The organism is Psychrobacter piscatorii (genome assembly GCF_043641605.1).
In the GTDB taxonomy this organism is placed as follows: Bacteria; Pseudomonadota; Gammaproteobacteria; order Pseudomonadales; family Moraxellaceae; genus Psychrobacter; species Psychrobacter piscatorii_C.
In genome coordinates, this window is the sequence record NZ_JBHZRK010000012.1 from 1 (window position 1) to 17411 (window position 17411).

The 17411-nt window shown below is 44.8% G+C and carries 15 protein-coding genes and 1 pseudogene; 9 read left to right on the forward strand and 7 right to left on the reverse strand.

What is annotated here, in order from left to right; all coding sequences use genetic code 11:
• The 9 genes and pseudogenes from ACHUET_RS11090 to ACHUET_RS11130 form a co-directional block, all read left to right on the forward strand.
• Positions 1-2205 (forward strand): annotated as a pseudogene (locus ACHUET_RS11090) (YadA family autotransporter adhesin); the annotation flags it as partial.
• Positions 2206-2302: 97 nt separating this feature from the next.
• The gene (locus tag ACHUET_RS11095; RefSeq protein WP_394212827.1) at positions 2303-2761 is read left to right on the forward strand and encodes an outer membrane protein assembly factor BamE; all 459 of its coding nucleotides are present in this window, start codon (positions 2303-2305) and stop codon (positions 2759-2761) included.
• 311 nt (positions 2762-3072) lie between these two features.
• On the forward strand, positions 3073-3495 hold the full coding sequence (locus ACHUET_RS11100; protein WP_394212828.1) for a tetratricopeptide repeat protein: 423 nt from the start codon (positions 3073-3075) through the stop codon (positions 3493-3495).
• Between the two features lie 27 nt (positions 3496-3522).
• Positions 3523-4716, forward strand: coding sequence for a flavin monoamine oxidase family protein (locus ACHUET_RS11105; protein WP_394212830.1), 1194 nt, complete (start codon positions 3523-3525; stop codon positions 4714-4716).
• An 85-nt stretch (positions 4717-4801) separates the two neighbouring features.
• Complete coding sequence (locus ACHUET_RS11110) at positions 4802-5740, forward strand: DMT family transporter (RefSeq protein WP_394212832.1); 939 nt, start codon at positions 4802-4804, stop codon at positions 5738-5740.
• 189 nt (positions 5741-5929) lie between these two features.
• On the forward strand, positions 5930-7690 hold the full coding sequence (locus tag ACHUET_RS11115; protein ID WP_394212834.1) for a TrkH family potassium uptake protein: 1761 nt from the start codon (positions 5930-5932) through the stop codon (positions 7688-7690).
• A 78-nt stretch (positions 7691-7768) separates the two neighbouring features.
• Complete coding sequence (locus ACHUET_RS11120; protein ID WP_201602073.1) at positions 7769-8470, forward strand: potassium channel family protein; 702 nt, start codon at positions 7769-7771, stop codon at positions 8468-8470.
• A gap of 43 nt (positions 8471-8513) precedes the next feature.
• A complete protein-coding gene (locus ACHUET_RS11125; protein ID WP_394212836.1) occupies positions 8514-9056 on the forward strand; it encodes a DUF3124 domain-containing protein in 543 nt (180 codons plus the stop codon).
• A gap of 93 nt (positions 9057-9149) precedes the next feature.
• The gene (locus ACHUET_RS11130) at positions 9150-9563 is read left to right on the forward strand and encodes a PaaI family thioesterase (protein WP_058023760.1); all 414 of its coding nucleotides are present in this window, start codon (positions 9150-9152) and stop codon (positions 9561-9563) included.
• Between the two features lie 102 nt (positions 9564-9665).
• Here the strand turns inward: ACHUET_RS11130 and ACHUET_RS11135 are convergent, their stop codons facing one another.
• The 7 genes from ACHUET_RS11135 to ACHUET_RS11165 form a co-directional block, all read right to left on the reverse strand.
• Positions 9666-10343 carry a c-type cytochrome gene (locus ACHUET_RS11135; protein ID WP_394212838.1) on the reverse strand — a complete coding sequence of 226 codons (678 nt, stop codon included), beginning with the start codon at positions 10341-10343 and terminating at the stop codon, positions 9666-9668.
• A gap of 87 nt (positions 10344-10430) precedes the next feature.
• The gene (locus ACHUET_RS11140; protein WP_394212839.1) at positions 10431-12032 is read right to left on the reverse strand and encodes a flavin monoamine oxidase family protein; all 1602 of its coding nucleotides are present in this window, start codon (positions 12030-12032) and stop codon (positions 10431-10433) included.
• Positions 12033-12126: 94 nt separating this feature from the next.
• The gene (locus ACHUET_RS11145) at positions 12127-13521 is read right to left on the reverse strand and encodes a c-type cytochrome (RefSeq protein ID WP_394212964.1); all 1395 of its coding nucleotides are present in this window, start codon (positions 13519-13521) and stop codon (positions 12127-12129) included.
• A gap of 158 nt (positions 13522-13679) precedes the next feature.
• On the reverse strand, positions 13680-14294 hold the full coding sequence (locus tag ACHUET_RS11150) for a YceI family protein (protein ID WP_394212841.1): 615 nt from the start codon (positions 14292-14294) through the stop codon (positions 13680-13682).
• Between the two features lie 181 nt (positions 14295-14475).
• Positions 14476-15270, reverse strand: coding sequence for a PAP2 family lipid A phosphatase (locus ACHUET_RS11155; RefSeq protein WP_394212842.1), 795 nt, complete (start codon positions 15268-15270; stop codon positions 14476-14478).
• 49 nt (positions 15271-15319) lie between these two features.
• The gene (locus tag ACHUET_RS11160; protein WP_394212844.1) at positions 15320-15790 is read right to left on the reverse strand and encodes a diacylglycerol kinase; all 471 of its coding nucleotides are present in this window, start codon (positions 15788-15790) and stop codon (positions 15320-15322) included.
• 203 nt (positions 15791-15993) lie between these two features.
• Positions 15994-17211: a sensor histidine kinase gene (locus ACHUET_RS11165; protein ID WP_394212845.1), complete on the reverse strand. Its 1218-nt coding sequence runs from the start codon at positions 17209-17211 to the stop codon at positions 15994-15996.
• Positions 17212-17411 lie beyond the last annotated feature (200 nt).

Sequence of the window (17411 nt, forward strand, 5' to 3'; positions counted from 1 at the left end):
GATGGCACAGACAGCACCGTCTTTAATCAAGCAGGCGTTACCTTCTTAGATGATACCAATACTGCTGTCGGTCCAAGCATCACCGCGGCTGGCATTGATGCTGGTGATACGGTGATTACTAACGTTGGCGACGCCGTTAATGCAGGCGATGCGGTTAATAAAGGTCAGTTAGACAATCTATCAGCAGGCGCAGTCCAGTACGAGCGTAATAACGGTAACATCAACTATGATCAAGTGACTTTCGCTGGTACTAAAGCAGTGATTGAGCAAGACGAAGATGGTAACGACGTTGTGGTAAGCGGTGGTACAAGATTGTCTAATGTAGCAAACGCTATCAATGCTGCTGACGCTATTAACAAGGGTCAATTAGACAGTTTGATCGCTCAAAATATCACTGATGTCGAAGTCACTGATCAAAACGGCAATCCTGTTACAGTCAATATAACGGACCAAGTAGTGAACCGTAATACAGATAATAGTAACTTGGATTCACTATTCTTAACTTATAATGTCGAAGGTCAGGATGTTACTGATCGTCTCACTATCGGTGAAACTGTTCAGAGAATGAATACTGAAGGCGTGAAGTTTGCGCATACCAATGCTGTTAATGCTCAAGGTGACATAGGTATTACCAATGACTCAAGCGCTGGTGGCGACAACTCAACGGCTATCGGTGTCAATGCCATTATTGCAGAAGGCGCTGACAGCACCGTTGCCTTAGGTCATAACACTGACGCATCAGCCAATGCGATCAACTCGGTCGTGATTGGTAATGACTCACAGGTAGCAGGTCAATCATCAATCGCTATCGGTGATGGTTCAAAAGCTTTAGGTAACCAATCCATCAGCGTCGGTACAGGTAACATCGTTAGAGGTAATAATGCTGGTGCGTTTGGTGATCCAAGCATCATTAACGGTAACAATAGCTACTCTGTCGGTAATAACAACACGATAGATAGTGATGATACTTTTGTATTTGGTAATAATGTTACATCAACAGTCGAAGGTTCTGTAGTGCTTGGTACAGATTCAGCAGCTACAACAGGTGCTGGTGTTGCAGGTTATCTCTCAGCTGGCAACGCTGCGATCACAGCAACTACTAGCACCACTGGTGCCGTTGCGGTAGGTAATGCTAGCAAAGGTGTATATCGCCAAGTTACAGGCGTAGCAGCGGGTACGGCAGACTCTGATGCAGTCAACGTTTCACAGTTGAAGGCAGTCAGTGATACGCTTCAAAGTAACAACGAAGCATTGAGCAATGCTGCGGTTAAATATGATAAAAATGCTGATGGCACAGTCAATAAAGGTAGCATTACGTTAGGCGGCGGTGCTGCAGGTACAACCATAACCAATGTGAGTGGCGGTGCTATCAATGCAAGTAGTACAGATGCTATCAATGGTAGCCAACTATATAACCTTGGCAATGATGTTGCTGGCGTTGTCGGTGGTAATGCAGCAGTTGATAACGATGGTAATTTGACAGTGAGTAATATCGGCGGTACAGGTGCCGACAATCTCAACGATGCGATCGCTGCTGTAAACAATGGTAACGCTCAGGCCAATGCAGGTATTCAGGCCAATGCTGATAGGCTCAATACTGGATTAAGCTTCAGTGCTGACAGTGGTACTAATGTGGACAAGTCAATCGGTGATAGCACTGCGCTGAAATTTGAAGGCAGCAATAATATCACGACCACCACTACAGATAGTGGTATCAAGTTTGATTTGAACGGCAATATCAGTGTGGATAACATTACGGCTGCTACTGTGACAACAGGCAATACAACGGTCAATACTGACGGTGTAACGATTAAAGATGGCCCAAGTGTGACTGCTGCTGGTATTGATGCAGGTGATAAAGTCATTACTGGCGTTGCTGATGGTCTTGAAGTTACCGATGCCGTTAACTTTGGTCAGTTGAGCGCTCTAGATAGCAAACTGAGCAATAGCGTGAACGAGCTGGGCTATAAGATCAACGAAGTAGAAGATGATGCGAATGCTGGTATTTCAGCAGCAATGGCAATGTCTTCACTGCCGCAAGCTTATATCCCTGGCAAGTCAATGGTAGGCGGTGGTATCGCGACCTACAATGGTCAAAGTGCAGTGGCGGTCGGTGTTTCTAAAGTATCTGACAATGGTCGCTGGGTAATTAAAGTAAATGGTACGGCAGATACTCAAGGAAATGCAGGCGGTGCAGTGGGTGCAGGTTTCCATTTCTAATATAGCCACACTATTTTATGGCAGCGTCGGTCGCTTGACAGACGCTGTCAGCTTACTCATAAAACATATTAAGGGATAAATCATGAAAAAATCTGCATACCATTATGGCTTGCTGGTGACCACAGTGTTACTACTGACAGCAACTGGTTGTACTCAAAAAAACATCATGCCAACTTGGCACTTAACGCCTGGCGCTCAGCACGGATCTGTTGATGCTAATAATTTAGTATTTCCAGATCCAAATAAAGCATGGCAAAAAGGTGGCACAATTGTTAATCACAACGATATTGCCAAAATTGGTGTGGGTACCACAAAGGATGAGATTTATAAATTGATTGGCACCCCTCACTTTAGCGAGGGTTTCAATGCCCGTGAATGGGACTATATCCTCAAATTTTACGATGCTAATAATAATGTAGAAACTTGCCAATACAAAATCATCTTTGATGATAGTTATGAAGGTCGTATGCGCGACGATGAATTCTTTGCCACTGAGTTCTATTGGCAGCCAGCCTCTTGTGCTAAATATTCACAGTTCTAGCACTCGGTTTAATTCTCATAAGTAACAAAAAAAGCAAGGCATTTAGTGCCTTGCTTTTTTTGTTCAGAATAAAGTCCGATAAGATAAATACAATATGGAGCTTTACCAGATACCGTATTGTTCTTCTTTTGGCTCATAACCGCTCATATACAGAAAGGCCTAAATAACATCAATGACAGAACATACGATAAGCTAAATGGTTTATTCTATAGCAATGAAAACTTGGGCGTCTCAAGTTTTTCAAAACTTCAAATCTCTTGTTATTTGCGACAAAGATTATCTAATGAGTTATACAAAAAAGGTTATAAGCAATGATCAACACCAAGATATACAAAGCCATCTATACTTTAGCCGAAGAATTACTAGAGGCTGACCGTCGCGGCGATCAAGCAAAATTTGACGCGCTTTATGCGGAACTAAAAGCCATTTGTACCGATAACGAAAATACCGATAAAGATCATCCAGAACAGTGGGAGACCCTTGCTGATTTCACAGAGGATTTGGATGAAGCATTGGTGATTTATGATAAAGCGTTGGTCAAAGCTACGGCGATCAATTCAAAAGATCATATGTCATCGATCGCTTTTTCTATGGCAGTTCTACAGCTTGAGACGGGCGAGACTGAAGCCGCTATCAAAAATCTACAAAATGCCAAAGTCACGGCCAATAAAATCGAAGACAAAGAGTTTAAGGTTGAGATAGATGAGCTACTCACAAAACTGCTAGCTGAGTAACTTCTACCAAATAGGAATAAATCTGATATGCAAGACATCCCTATAGTGATCATTGGCGGCGGGCTAAGTGGACTATACGCTGCCTTTTTGTTGGAGCAAAAAGGTATCGCCTATAGACTGTTAGAGGCACGTGATACATTAGGCGGTCGTATTGCAGTCGCCAAGTCTTCAGATATGATCGATGCTGAACCGGCAGTTTTTGACAAAGAGGCTGCTGATAAGGAAGCTGCTAATAAAATATCTGACAACACAGAGTCAAATAATGCATTTGATTTGGGGCCTTCTTGGTTTTGGCCAGACTATCAGCCGCAGTTGAGTAGTCTTATTGAATCATTAAATCTATCGCGCTTTGCTCAGTTTGAAGAGGGCGATATGATGGTTGAGCGCGCTGCGAATCAACCACCTGTACGTATGCAAGGTTATAAAAGTGCGCCGCCTTCTATGCGCCTAGTCGGTGGAATGGCTGCTTTGATTGAGGCGTTATATGCGCGCTTAGATGCTAGGTGTATCATAACCAATCAAACGGTACGGCAGCTGACTAAGACGGATGGGCATATTGAAGTGCAGAGCGAAGATACTTTCGGACATGTCACCGGATATGTCACTACGTTTCGAGCGCAGCATGTGTTACTTGCGCTACCACCTCGGTTGGTAGAAGGTCGTATAACATTTCAACCAGCATTACCGCAGAATCTGAGCACCCAGTGGCGAGAAACAGCAACTTGGATGGCACCTCATGCCAAATATGTGGCGGTCTATGAGTCACCATTTTGGCGAGATAACGGTCTCTCAGGCGCAGCGCGCAGTGCGGTAGGGCCACTCACCGAGATACATGACGCTTCTACGCTAGAAGGCAATGGTGCGTTGTTTGGTTTCTTTGGCGTTCCCGCGCAAGTGCGCCAAAGTGTCTCTGATGATGTATTAAAAGACCACTGCCGTGCGCAGTTGGTGCGTCTGTTTGGTGTACAGGCTAGTACGCCAATTGCTGAGTATCTCAAAGACTGGGCGCAAGACCCATTGACAGCGATGCCAGCTGATGTCAGCGGTGATGGTCAGCATACAGTAGCGCCGCCATCCAGACCAAAAACAGGCGTATGGCAAGACTGTCTAACAGGCTGTGGTAGTGAGTGGTCAGTGCAGTTCCCTGGTTATATTGCTGGCGCTATTGATGCAGCGGCAACAGCGGTACAAAGCTTGCCTGCGACAGTGTTATCTAGATAGTGTTGTTGCGATAGTGTTGTCTCGATGATAAACACCGCAAAAGTTATCCAGCTAGATAAAACATCGTCATCCAATAGGATAGTTGATGAATGACTTACTCAAAAAAAACGCTCGCAAGGCTACTTGGCTGGTTCCTTTTGCTTGTCTGTTAGCAGGCGGCGCGCTCACCGGCATTTCGACCAATCTAGCAAAATACGCGGGTGACATTGGGCTGACACCACTAGCGTTTTTGTTTTGGTCGATCACTGGTGCTGCTATTATTCTCTTGATAGTCTCTTTTATTAGAAAAGAACCCCTTCCTTTTAGCGCCCATAGTATCGAGTATTATTTCGTTGCCGCCTTTGTCAGCGTGGCTGCTGCTAACTTACTGTTATTTTCTGCTATTCCTCATGTTGGGGCAGGGTTTGTTGCTCTTATTATATCTTTACCCCCACTGCTAACGTATCTTGGCACACTAATGCTGCGTATGGAGCGTTTTTATCTCATTCGTGCGCTTGGCGTAGTGGCGGCGCTTTTTGGCGCAGGGGTGTTGGCTATTCATAAGCTTTCTGCACCAGAGTCTAGTGTCTTCTGGATTTTAGTCGCGCTGTGCGGGCCAGTGCTGCTCGCCATTGGTAATATCTATCGAACATTACGCTGGCCTGATAATGCTTCATCTAGTGCGCTTGCACCTGGCATGCTGATTGCGGCAGCGCTATTGTTAGGTTTATTTAGTGTATTCTCTGATTTTTCTGTCGCGATATCTTTGGATGCTTGGTTGCCGCTAGGATTGATAGCCGTACAAGCATGGGTGTTTGCTGGTCAGTTCTTATTATTATTTCTTTTGCAAAAAACAGGCGGCCCTGTTTTGCTCAGTTTATTAGGTGCAGTGGGGGCAGTCGTTGGTGTGCCTATTGCGATTTTTTTACAAGGAGAGCGTCCGCCTGAAGGCTTGTTTTTAGGAGCGACGTTAATAGCCATTGGTGTGGTGTTGGTGACATGGGGCGGTGTAAAGATGGCGACGGTAACGATAAAGGACGAGTGAAAGTCAGCTCAGCAAGCGACACAATCAGTCAGTGTGCTATGTCCTTGCAAGTATTTGATATTCTTTTTTAATCCTGATTATGATCTATATTGATTCAATAATTAGTTACGATTATTTCAAATCAGTTTTTGTGAATACCATAAAAAAGGAGTATAAGTATCGTGGTTATCGTTGTCATGGACTCAGGCTATGAATGCAGCCGCACGCTATCAATTATTAAATAATTTTACGATTCTCATTAGTGTTATCGGAGTAGTTATTGCCTTGTTAGATAGTGGCTTTACGCTACCAACATGGATACAACAAGTTTTTCATATTTTTTATTTGGTCGTTATTTTTCTGAGCTTTGTGGTGACAGTTGGCCGCTATATTTATACAAAAAAACCGCTAACGCTTAATAAAGTCGCAGTGTTTGACGCCTTTACCAGTACAGCGATTGTCATCTTATTGGTAGCGCATTTCACTGACTTGGTGCGTTCTGGATTGGATGCCGCCGTTGATGGTTTCGTCGCGATAAAAATAGCCGTGTTTGTCACCTTTATCCGTGAACTCTCTGATCATAATTTCAATCTCAATCGTACCTTTCTAAATCCTGCACAGTTTTTTATCTTAAGTTTCTTAGCCGTTGTGCTGGTTGGTGCTTTGCTCCTGATGATGCCCAATGCGACAACACAGCCGCTGTCCTTTGTTGATGCGCTCTTTACCGCGACCAGCGCCGTTTGTGTGACGGGGCTTATTGTGGTCGATACGGCAACCTATTTTACGACGTTTGGCCAAGTCATTATTATGGGGCTGATACAAATCGGCGGCTTAGGTATTTTGACGTTCGTGACGTATTTTAGTTACTTCTTTAAGGGCGGTGTCAGCTACGAGACGCAAGCGAGCATTAGCGAGATGTCTTATATGCGCGGCATGGGTAATGTGGTGTCGACACTTAAGTCTATCTTATATGTGACATTCGCTGTTGAGGCAGTGGCGGCGGCACTCATTTATATCAGCATTTATGATATGCCTGATATGGACTGGTCTGAGCAATTGTTTTTTTCGGTCTTTCATGCGATATCCGCTTTTTGTAATGCTGGGTTTTCTACCTTTAGTGCTGGCATGTATGACGATTCGCTACGCTTTAATTATCCATTGCAGCTTATCATTGCGATGACTTTTATCTTTGGTGGTATGGGCTTTACCATTGTGGTCAATGTGCTGCGGTATTTGCGTCATCGTGCTGAGCGATTGATATATCGTAATGACCGGCACTATATTTATCAGCCTTGGTTGCTGAATATCAACAGCCGTATTACCTTGATTACGACTGGGGCATTATTGTTGACTGGTCTGATCGGTGTGATGGTATTTGAATACAACAATGTACTCGCTGACCATACCAGCTTTTTTGGTAAGCTTATCACAGGGTTTTTTACGGCTGCCACGCCGAGAACTGCTGGATTCAATGTCATTGATATGGGTGAGCTGACTTTTCCAACGGTCATGCTAACGATATTTTTGATGTGGATTGGGGCGTCGCCAAACTCGACAGGTGGTGGTATCAAGACCAGTACCTTTGCGATCGCGCTATTAAATACACTGAGTCTAGCCCGTGGACAGACCAAGATAGAAGTATTCAAACGCCAGATTGCGGAGATCTCCGTGCGCCGCGCGTTCTCTATTATGTGGTTGTCATTATTGGTCATCGGTACGGGTGTGACGCTGATTAGTTATGATCAGCCAGAGCTTGATTTGATTAAGGTGGTGTTTGAATGTTTCTCAGCTTATAGCACGGTGGGTTTAAGTTTAAACTTGACAGCAGACTTATCAGATTTTAGTAAAGTGGTGGTGTCGATCATTATGTTTGTTGGACGGGTCAGTATGCTGACGATATTTATTGCGCTACTCAAAAACATGCGCCAACGCAATTATCGCTATCCGACTGAGGAAATCACGATTAACTAAATCGTCGCAGACAGACGATTTTATGCTTAAAAACGAGCAAAAATATATCAAAAGATACTGAAAAAGGTCATTAAGGTTATGAAATACATCATCGTAGGGTTGGGGAATTTTGGTGCGTCATTGGGAGCAGCATTGACCCGCCAAGGTCACGAAGTGATTGCCATTGACAACAGCATGCAACGAGTAGAAGCCTATAAGGAAGTCATCTCTCATACGCTCTGTATGGATGCCACGGATGAGTACACCGTGAGTGGATTACCGATTGTCGATACTGACACCGTCATTGTCGCTATTGGGGAGGATCAAGGTGCCAACGTGATGGCAACGGCGTTGTTCAAGACGCTAAAAGCAAAACGTTTGATCAGCCGTAGCATCAATCCGCTGCACAAAAAAGTCCTACAAGCCATTGGTGTCGATGACATTATTTATCCTGAAAAAGAAGCGGCCAATCGCTGGGCCAAACGACTGTCACTAAGCCATTTTGTCGATTCGTTTGAGCTAAGCGATAACTTCAGTATGGTAGAAATTAAGATTCCAAATGTGTTGATCGGTAAGACGGTTGAGGAGTTGCGATTGGAGCAAAAATTCAATATCCGATTGCTTAGTACCTTGCGCTATGAGTATTATGAAGACAGCTTTGGTCGTACCCAGACCAAACCTAGCGTGCAAGGTCTGGCCACGCCTGATCAAATATTGCAAGACCGTGATGTATTGGTCATTTATGGCGCAAACAAACACATCAACCAGTTCTTACGTAGCGTGGGTGTGAAAATCAAATAACGGCTTGCAATCGCAGTGACATGAGAAGAGACAGGGGAAGTTTATGAATAAGCGCAGTATATCCGTTCTATTGGTCGCTGTTATGGTGTTGCTGTCAGGCTGTGATCCGTCTGCGCAAGATCCGAACGTTCTTCTGTCCGAGCGCCAACAAGATCCGATTGAAGAGTTAGAGGTAACCTCCGATGTAGATCGCAGTCAGTTCAGTTATAAAGAAACCTTTTATGTGCCAATTTATTCTGATATCTATACCGATAGGGATAATCGCAAAGTGCTATTGTCAGCGACACTGAGTGTGCGCAATACCACGCTGAAAAAATCATTGTATATTAATAAAATTGATTATTATGATACCGATGGTGCACTGGTAAAATCGTACCTAAGCAAGCCCATTGAGCTACCAGCAATGGCTACGCTCAACTATATCGTCGAAAAAGAAGAAGATAAAGGCGGGTCGGGTGCCAACTTCATTATCGAGGTCGAAGGTGTCGATGAAACCGTCAGACCAGTTATCGAAGCGGTCATGATTGGGAATTTTAGTAATAAAGGATTTGCCTTTAGTACCGAAGGCACGCCTGTGATTCATTGATTGAATGGTATTAAATAAAGTAACAATGTCAGCATTATTAACAACGGCAATAGCGGTAGTGCTATTTAAGATAGTGACATTCAAGGAAGAATTATGTCTGCAACCAAAGAAGAAATCAGCGCCTTTATGGCGTTAGAGTTTCCACAAACCAAATGTATCGTCGAAGCAGTCAGTGAAAATGGCGCTACCTTATCACACGAGATTGGTATAGATGAGCTACGTCCCGGTGGCACCGTGTCAGGACCTGTCATGATGGCCGTCGCTGACGTCGCCATCTATGTTGCGATACTCGGGAAAATCGGTATTGTGCCATTGACAGTGACGACGAGTCTGACTATTAATTTTTTGCGTAAACCATCAGCAGATGCACGTATTATCGCTGAATGCACCTTGCTCAAAGTAGGGCGAGCCTTGATAGTGGGCGAGGTGTCTCTGTATTCAGAAGGCTCGGATGATGTCGTGGCTCATGTCGTGGGCACATACTCTGTACCGCCTAAACGCATTTAAAACGATATATAAACGCTTGGATACCTCATCAAAAGAGCAGCTATGTTAAGAGGTTGCTCTTATTTTATTGGTCAACGTGCTTTATAAAATAGCGAGTGTCATTTATTCACTCGGGTCTGAACCTGGTGGAAAGTCATGGCGTAGCTGCGCAACATTATCAGTCGTAACCGTGTCAGTGAAGTTGTTCAAATCGCTATGTACGTACCGTGTGACCGCTGCTATTTGCTCATCATTCATCATGCTATGGAACGACGGCATACCTCGCAGACCATTGATTAACACACTAATAATATAGTATTTCGATTGCATCTTACTGTTGTTAGCCAGCGGTGGATAGTAGCCAGCGCCGTATGCACCTTCACCTTTTTGCATATGACAACCTGCACAAGAGTCGTCATAGAGTTTTTTACCGTTGGTGGTAAAAAACCCCGTTTTGCCTTGTGTGCTGCCTTCAAACTTGGCGAGCCATTTCTGCATGCTAGCATCATCGTTCATTTTTGGTATTGAGCGTATATCGACAATATTGCTAGTGGGTTCAGCCAACTCGTTTTTGGACATATACACGCCGCCCCATGCGCCTTGATTGCGACTTGCCTGATTGTCAAATACCATTGGTGCTGTTTGCTGGCTGGCGATAGTGGCTGCGTTTTTTGCCTTATACTGACTACAGCCTGACAGCGTTGTTAATGCGATTGACCCGCCAACCATCAGCAGCATTATTGCTTTGCTCGAGCTGAGCGAGCTAAATGGTTTTATTGGGTTTGCTGTCACCATATCCATGATTATTCCTAATGTGCCTAGTCTCATTATTATCATCCTTGGTTCAAAGCCAAACTGGTTGCCCAAAAGCTTATTAAAAAGACACTGCTACCCAAGCTTTTTGGCCTTTTGATGCAAGCGTTTAGCCGCATCCATACCAGATAATATTGCCCCTTCTTGCCACGCAGGAATGTGCGAACAGTGCTCACCTGCCAGTACGATGCGGTGGTCAATCTCGCAGAGTGTTTCGTAATACTGCTCACGACTGGATTCGCTCCAGATACCATAACAGCCAAGCGACCAAGGGATACGGTGCCATGCAACCGAAGTGCCCGAGCGAAACTCCTTGGTATATTGCGGATGAATCTTTTTGCCATAGGCGAGCGCCGCGTTGATACGTTCTTTGGGTGTTAATGAGTTAAATTTATACGAAGTCTCGCCAAATCCATAAGCACCAAGCAGTACACCAGCGCCTGTGCTAAACATATCTTGTGACGGATAGGAGATTTGGGTGATCGGCAGATCGGTATAAGTGATGCCGCCGTAAATCCATTCATCCTCTTCCCAGAACCGCCGTTTGAATTCTAAACCCACTTTATACGAGCTATCATAAGGGACGGCTGCCATCGCTTTTTTCATCGGAGCGGAGACATTGACATCAATCTGAGTCAATATGGATAAAGGAATCGTACAAATGCACCAATCTGCGCGCACGGTTTTGGTGGCACCGTCAGGGCTATTGCTATCGACATAGTCAACAGTGACGCCTGTCTCGTCTTGATTGATTTTGGTGACTTTGGCATTGAATGTGATCATATCTCGGCACTCGCGCGTGAACGCATCACCGATTTTTCCCATACCGCCGACAGGCTGAAACATCGTTGGTTGATGCACATGGACGGTATAGTTGCTATAAATGTCCGACCACATGCCTGAGTCCAATAATTTATCCATCGGTATGGGCGTTGATGGTTTGGCATCTGGCATCAAACCACCACCTGGATACACAATATAGCCTCGATGCTTACCCGTTTCATGGCTTTTGACATAGCGATAATTGTTATCAAGGACGCCCCAGCCCTTGAGACCTTCGAGTAGTTTTTCTTTGTCCTCTTTATCAACCGTACTATCGAGACTGCCTTTATTCACCGCTTTAGACAATAACTCTGACACATAACCGCGAATATCGCTCTGTACTTCGCCCAAGCGCTGCGGCGCACCATTGAAGTGATTGGTACGATGCAGATAAGCACGATCATTGGTTTGGATAAATGGTTGTAGTGCCACACCGAACTTTTTGCAGTAATGAAAGACCGCGTAGTGATGGATGGGTAATCGCCATGGCCCGCCATTAAAATAATTGCCTTTTTTAAAGTCGCACGTGACCTCAGCGCCGCCCAGCTCTGTATATTTATCACCGCTGTTGAGTGTCCAGCTACGTCCGCCGCCACGATTTTGGTACTCCAGCACGGTCACTTTGTAGCCTGCTTTGCGTAGCTCATAGGCGGCAGTTAGCCCGCCCAATCCTGCACCCAAAATCACGATACTGGCACCAGCCGGTGCGCCTTTCAGATTCATTTCTTCTTTAAAGCTCGACTCGGATGCAAACCCCAACGTGGTCATCGCTTGATACATGGCAGTCGCGCCTGCGGTCTTGCCTATCATGGAGAGCAGTTGCCGACGCGTAGGGGATTGGAGCAGGTCATTCATAGGATTATCCTTATCGTGCTGGTCTTTACATTATTATAAAAAGCGAAGATTAGGGCACATTTCTTATAGTTGGTTTTAATGCCAATTCTTAGGGTTAGCTTTTTTCTTTTATCACGCGCGTGACGTCAGCCGCGCTGACATCGCTGTTGGGTAAACCACCAAAGGTGACGCGCACATAGTTGGTAATGCTAGCGATTTGTGCAGGGCTTAAATCTTTTGAAAAGCCCGGCATCTTTGGTGCTGTGTTAAAGGCACCTTTCGCGCCAAAGGCGATGACGCCAATCAGTGCATCAGGTTTTACACGGCGAATGCTACTGAGGCCAACGATAGATGCATAGCGCGCATCGGGCTGAGCGTAACCATCGACGCCATGACAGCTGGCGCAATTTGCTAGATATAAGTCTTTTGGCGAGTTGCTGTTCAGACCGCTATTGTTAGCACTGCTGACAGTATTCGTTTTGGCCTGCGCTAGATAGTCTTTTTGCTCAAGTAAGTTATAAGTAATAGAGTTGCTGACTGGCTGCGGTAGGCGAGCGATGGTAACGGGAATCAAGTAGTCATCGGTCTTAATGGCTGGGACGACTTTTAGATAAGATGCCATCGCGATCAGATCTTCGTCAGTGAGATAACGCGTACTATGTGCCACGGCTTCCGCCATTGGCCCGCCCGCATAAGCGCGCTTATCAAGCGTTCCTGTACGCAGATAAGTCACGATGTCCATTTCGCTCCAAAGGCCAATACCAGTGTCATTGTCAGGAGTGATATTTGGGGCAAACCATTTACCGAGTGGCGCCCCAGATAAGTAGCGGTCTTTATCGAGGCCTTGGGTTAGATTACGCGGCGTATGACAGGTGCCGCAATGCTCTAGATTATTGACCAGATATTCACCGCGTTGCTGGGTTTGCGTGAGTCCTGCGCGGTTTTCGGTAGAAGGTACGTTGATGACATTCCACGCCAGCATCAAGCTACGAATATTCAATGGAAAAGGCAGGTGCGTGGTTTTTTCAGGGGGCTTGTCTACCACAGGGACGGTCTGGAAATAAGCAAACAAGGCACTGACGTCATCATCCGTTAGGCCATGATAAGACGGGTAAGGCATAGCAGGATAGATCTGATTACCGGGTGCACGACCTTTTCGCAAAGCCTTTTTAAAATCGGCTTCGGTATAATTGCCAATACCATAGCGCGTCGATGGTGTGATATTGGTCGAGTAGATATTGCCAATCGGCGTCTCAATCGGCACGCCGCCACTATAGTCTTCACGATGGCAGGCCATACAGTCAGCGGTACGCGCCACGTAAGCGCCGCGATTGGCAAGCGCACTATTGGCGGGGCTTATATTTGGTAAGGTTGTTCGACTGGGCAAAGTATCTCTTGGCAAACTGACCGTCTCTGCCATCACGACAGTAGACACTAAGCTAAATCCCAGTCCCAATGCTACTGCCAATGAAAACGACAATGCTGGCATGACAGCAGAAAGCGGCTTCATAATATCCTTATAATGCTGATAAATCATCCTTAACTCCTTCTCATAAGATACCCGCAAGTCATCAATAGTGTCTACCAAAATAAAGTAAAGTGATAAAAATTCATATTTTCAAAAAGCAGTGTCGCAGAAAAGCACTGTCGTAAAGTTAACACTAGCCGCTACTGTCTGGCGGCTTCGACTTTTATATTTAAATTAAGATTTTTGGTCAATCCAAACCAGACAAATTTGTTTATATTCCATTTTGTGCGATCAATCGTCGCAGTGAAGTCCCCACCGCAAACATCCTTTTTAAGACTTGTACTCAAATAACAATCAAAATTTGTGGCTTTCAGGCTAATAGGATGCGTTTCGCCATGTAGCGTCAGCTTACCATCTACTCTTGTTACCTGCGGGCTTTTCTTATTTTGATCAAAATACCACTTCGTCGACTTAAATTGCGCCGAGGGAAATTTTTTTGCATCAAAAAAATCCGGTCCCGTCAGGCTACTATTAAAAGAAGGGTTGCCTGTATTTAAGGAGTCTATGGGTATGATTAACGAGATATCGCCTGTTTGCCGACTTGGGTAGTATTGCAATTGGCCTTTGATATCATAAAAGCCACCAGTAGTGGCAGAGGTCTTGAAGCGTTCAATGGCAAATCGTATGTGCGTATTGGTAGGATTGATGGAGTAACTGGCGGCATGACTGTCATCGATAGTGCTGACAAGCAGTAATGGAATAAGCAGCAAGGCGTAGATGTGCGAGATTTTTTGTCCAATGCATAAGAAGTGCATGGCTACATTCCTTTGTGGGCTATCGATATGTAAAGCGTTTTATTAACGAGCGCCATCCATGGTTTTGCTCAATACTAAGCCAGCTCTCATTTATTATTTATACATTGTTTTTCAAATGGTTAGTAGTGTTATTTTGGTAAATATATAACCGCTGGTTTCAGTTATATCTAAACATTCATATCTAAATGTTGGGTGTCTCAGTGTTAGACAACGTCATATCAGCACGGTTTTTATGATTGTCGGTATTTTTAGTTGTATTTGCTATCGAATCTTTGAAGAAAAGGCTGGCAAGCGCACAGGCTATCGTCAGTGATAGCAGCATCGAGACCAAAGTATGACTAAAGAAATGATCGCCAAACAGCATCTTATACAGCCCCATTGTCCATCCCAAGACTGTGACTGTGGTAAATATTTGATAGCGGTATTTTTTTAACGTCGGCAAAAAAGCCAATCCATATAAGGAAAACCCTGCGCTGGCGTGAGCCGCTGGGAAGCATCTGGCGGGCGTAGCTGCTACGATATTTTGCCAAAGGTTAAGATATGGCAGATCACCGTTAAAAATAACCAAGTCATTCGGGCAGCTCACATGGGTGACGCCTTTGAGCGTGGCAATGCTAGCCGGTACAATCGCGATTATAATCAATAGGTAGCCGATCTCCCGAATTGGCAACGGAAGCAGAAATCTATCAAATTTACGGCGATGTTGCGAGGCAGCGTCAGGCAAAGGCTGTCGATACTTTATGATTAACACTGCTATGAGGTAGACCGCCAGTAGAATTAATAGGGCTTTGGGCAAATCATAAAAGATAAACGCATAGGGCTGCGCGCCTTTTTCTAGTAGCCAGTGTCCATTGCTATAAAAAAGCTCACTGATGCGTATGTCCAACTGGCTATGCTCAAAAACCAAGGTGGCAATGATCGTCACGCACAGTAATTTTAGCCAGCCCCAAGCCATTGAGTGGTTTTCTAAAGTCATGGATACACCTGATAACGTATATTAAGTGATGATAGCTTCCAGCGTGCTGCTATAAAAAGACAGACAGCGCCATTAACCATAAGACGGTTAAGAGAAACAACGACAAAAACTGCGCAGCAGAGCCGACATCTTTTGCTATTTTTGCGAGTGGGTGCTTGGCGGTTGAGGTATGATCGACGCAAGCTTCAATACCCGTGTTAATCAGCTCAACAATCAAAGATAAAAAAGACGCGATGACTAGCATCATTTTTATACTCATTGCAAAAGGCATAAAAGCGATAGCCACAAACAGGGCAAAGTTGAGCCACACGACTTGTCTAAAAGCTGCCTCAAATTTATAAGCTGCCTTAAAGCCGTCCATTGAATAGCCAGCAGCTTTTATAATGCGATAAAAGCCCGTTTTACCTTTTGCGCTCTCTGCAAAGCTATCAGGCGTGAGCGCACTGTTATGTGCTACCTGCTTGATAGAACTGTGACTGGCTGTCTTGTTTTCAAGATTAATAGGGGTAATTTTATTCATATAGAATTCTTAATGGTCTATTAATATCAAGGTATGCGCTCGGCTTTGCATGACCAAAAAGACAGTCAGGCAAAGTCGATATAGCTTGAGTATAAGATGATAGAGATTAAGAAAGTGTTAAGAGACTATAAAGAGGCTGGGATACGTGGTAATGAACATTAAATAGGGAAGAGCGTATTTTTAGATGAGATTTTTTAGCGCTATTACATGTGCTGCTTGTAATAAATACTAAAAGTGCTGCCGCCTGAATGATTGGCTTGATGGGTCAGCTGCCAGCCCATATGAGACATGATGCGTTGTACGATACTCAGCCCCAAACCTGAGCCTTCAACCTTGTGATTGATATCGTGCTCTGGTGACAAGGCTGTGCCGGTACCCTCGTCTTGATAGTCATGAGTCAATCGCTCAAATCGTTCATATAGCAGCGGCATCATCGCCTCAGGAATACCAAGACCCGTATCAGTGACCATGATTTTTTCGTCATCGATAGTGATAATGACTTCGCCATCATCCGTGTACTGAAACGCATTTTTTATCAAATTGCCCAATGCCATTTTTAATAGCTCAGGACGCACATAGGTGCTATATTCTTGCTCAGCGACTACCTGGCACGTGACGGTCTTGTAGCGCAGCAAATAGGTCAATCGCTGTACCTCGGCTAGAGCAGTGTTATTAATGGATGTTTGCGGTGCATCTAGCTTTTCAGGAGCGCGCGAAAGTAAGAGCAGGGCGGTGATAATCTCGGAGGTCTCACGGGCTGTATTACTGATACGATTGGTAAATTCGTTCAGATGACTGTCTGCTGGTAATTGCGAAGCCAACACCTCAGAGGCACCCATGATAATGGTCAATGGCGTGCGCAGCTCATGGCTGACGTCACCGGTAAACAGTTGCTCGCGCTTGAGATATTGCTCTAACTTATGGTTTTTTTCATCGATAGCTCGCGCCAACACCCCAACCTCAGATGGCATGTGCGTAAGTTCTGTGAGGTTTTTATGATCCGTTTCGACGGCTTTTTTTAAATCGAGTAAAGGCTTGATGATTTGTTTGGAGGACAAATGAGAGAATATAGCGGCAATAAGCAAACTTAAAATGACCGCTACTCTCAGGGTATCTGCAAATATATCTTCTAAGTTTTCAAAGATCTCTAAAACAGGGTAGTGACTCATCACCATCTCAACCCCTTCCAAGTACGTCAAAATGTAAGTCTGATTGCCTTGTTGATAGGCGAAAAAATGAAGGTTGCCGTGGGCTTTGCCAGACTCACCGTCTATAGTGACAGACTTCTCTTGCACCGTTGCCGTTGCTGTTGTTTGCAGGTTGGCAGGTGCATTGTCGTAGCGGTAAATTGTGATACCTGGATTAGCGGTATAAATAGAGCGATCGCCGTACTTCTCTTGGCTGATATCAAGCTGCTGCAACAGCCGACCCTTGACCAATTCCTGTTCTATTCTACTTTCCGCGTATAGAAAAATGCTAACAAAAGCTCCGCATAGCAACAGCGCGAATATAAAGTAGGATAATCGAAACTTATTGGCTATCGAGTCTATATTGAACATAGTAAGGAGGTACTTAATCGAAGGAGGCAATTGATATAGTGAGCGATGGTAGACCGTATGAG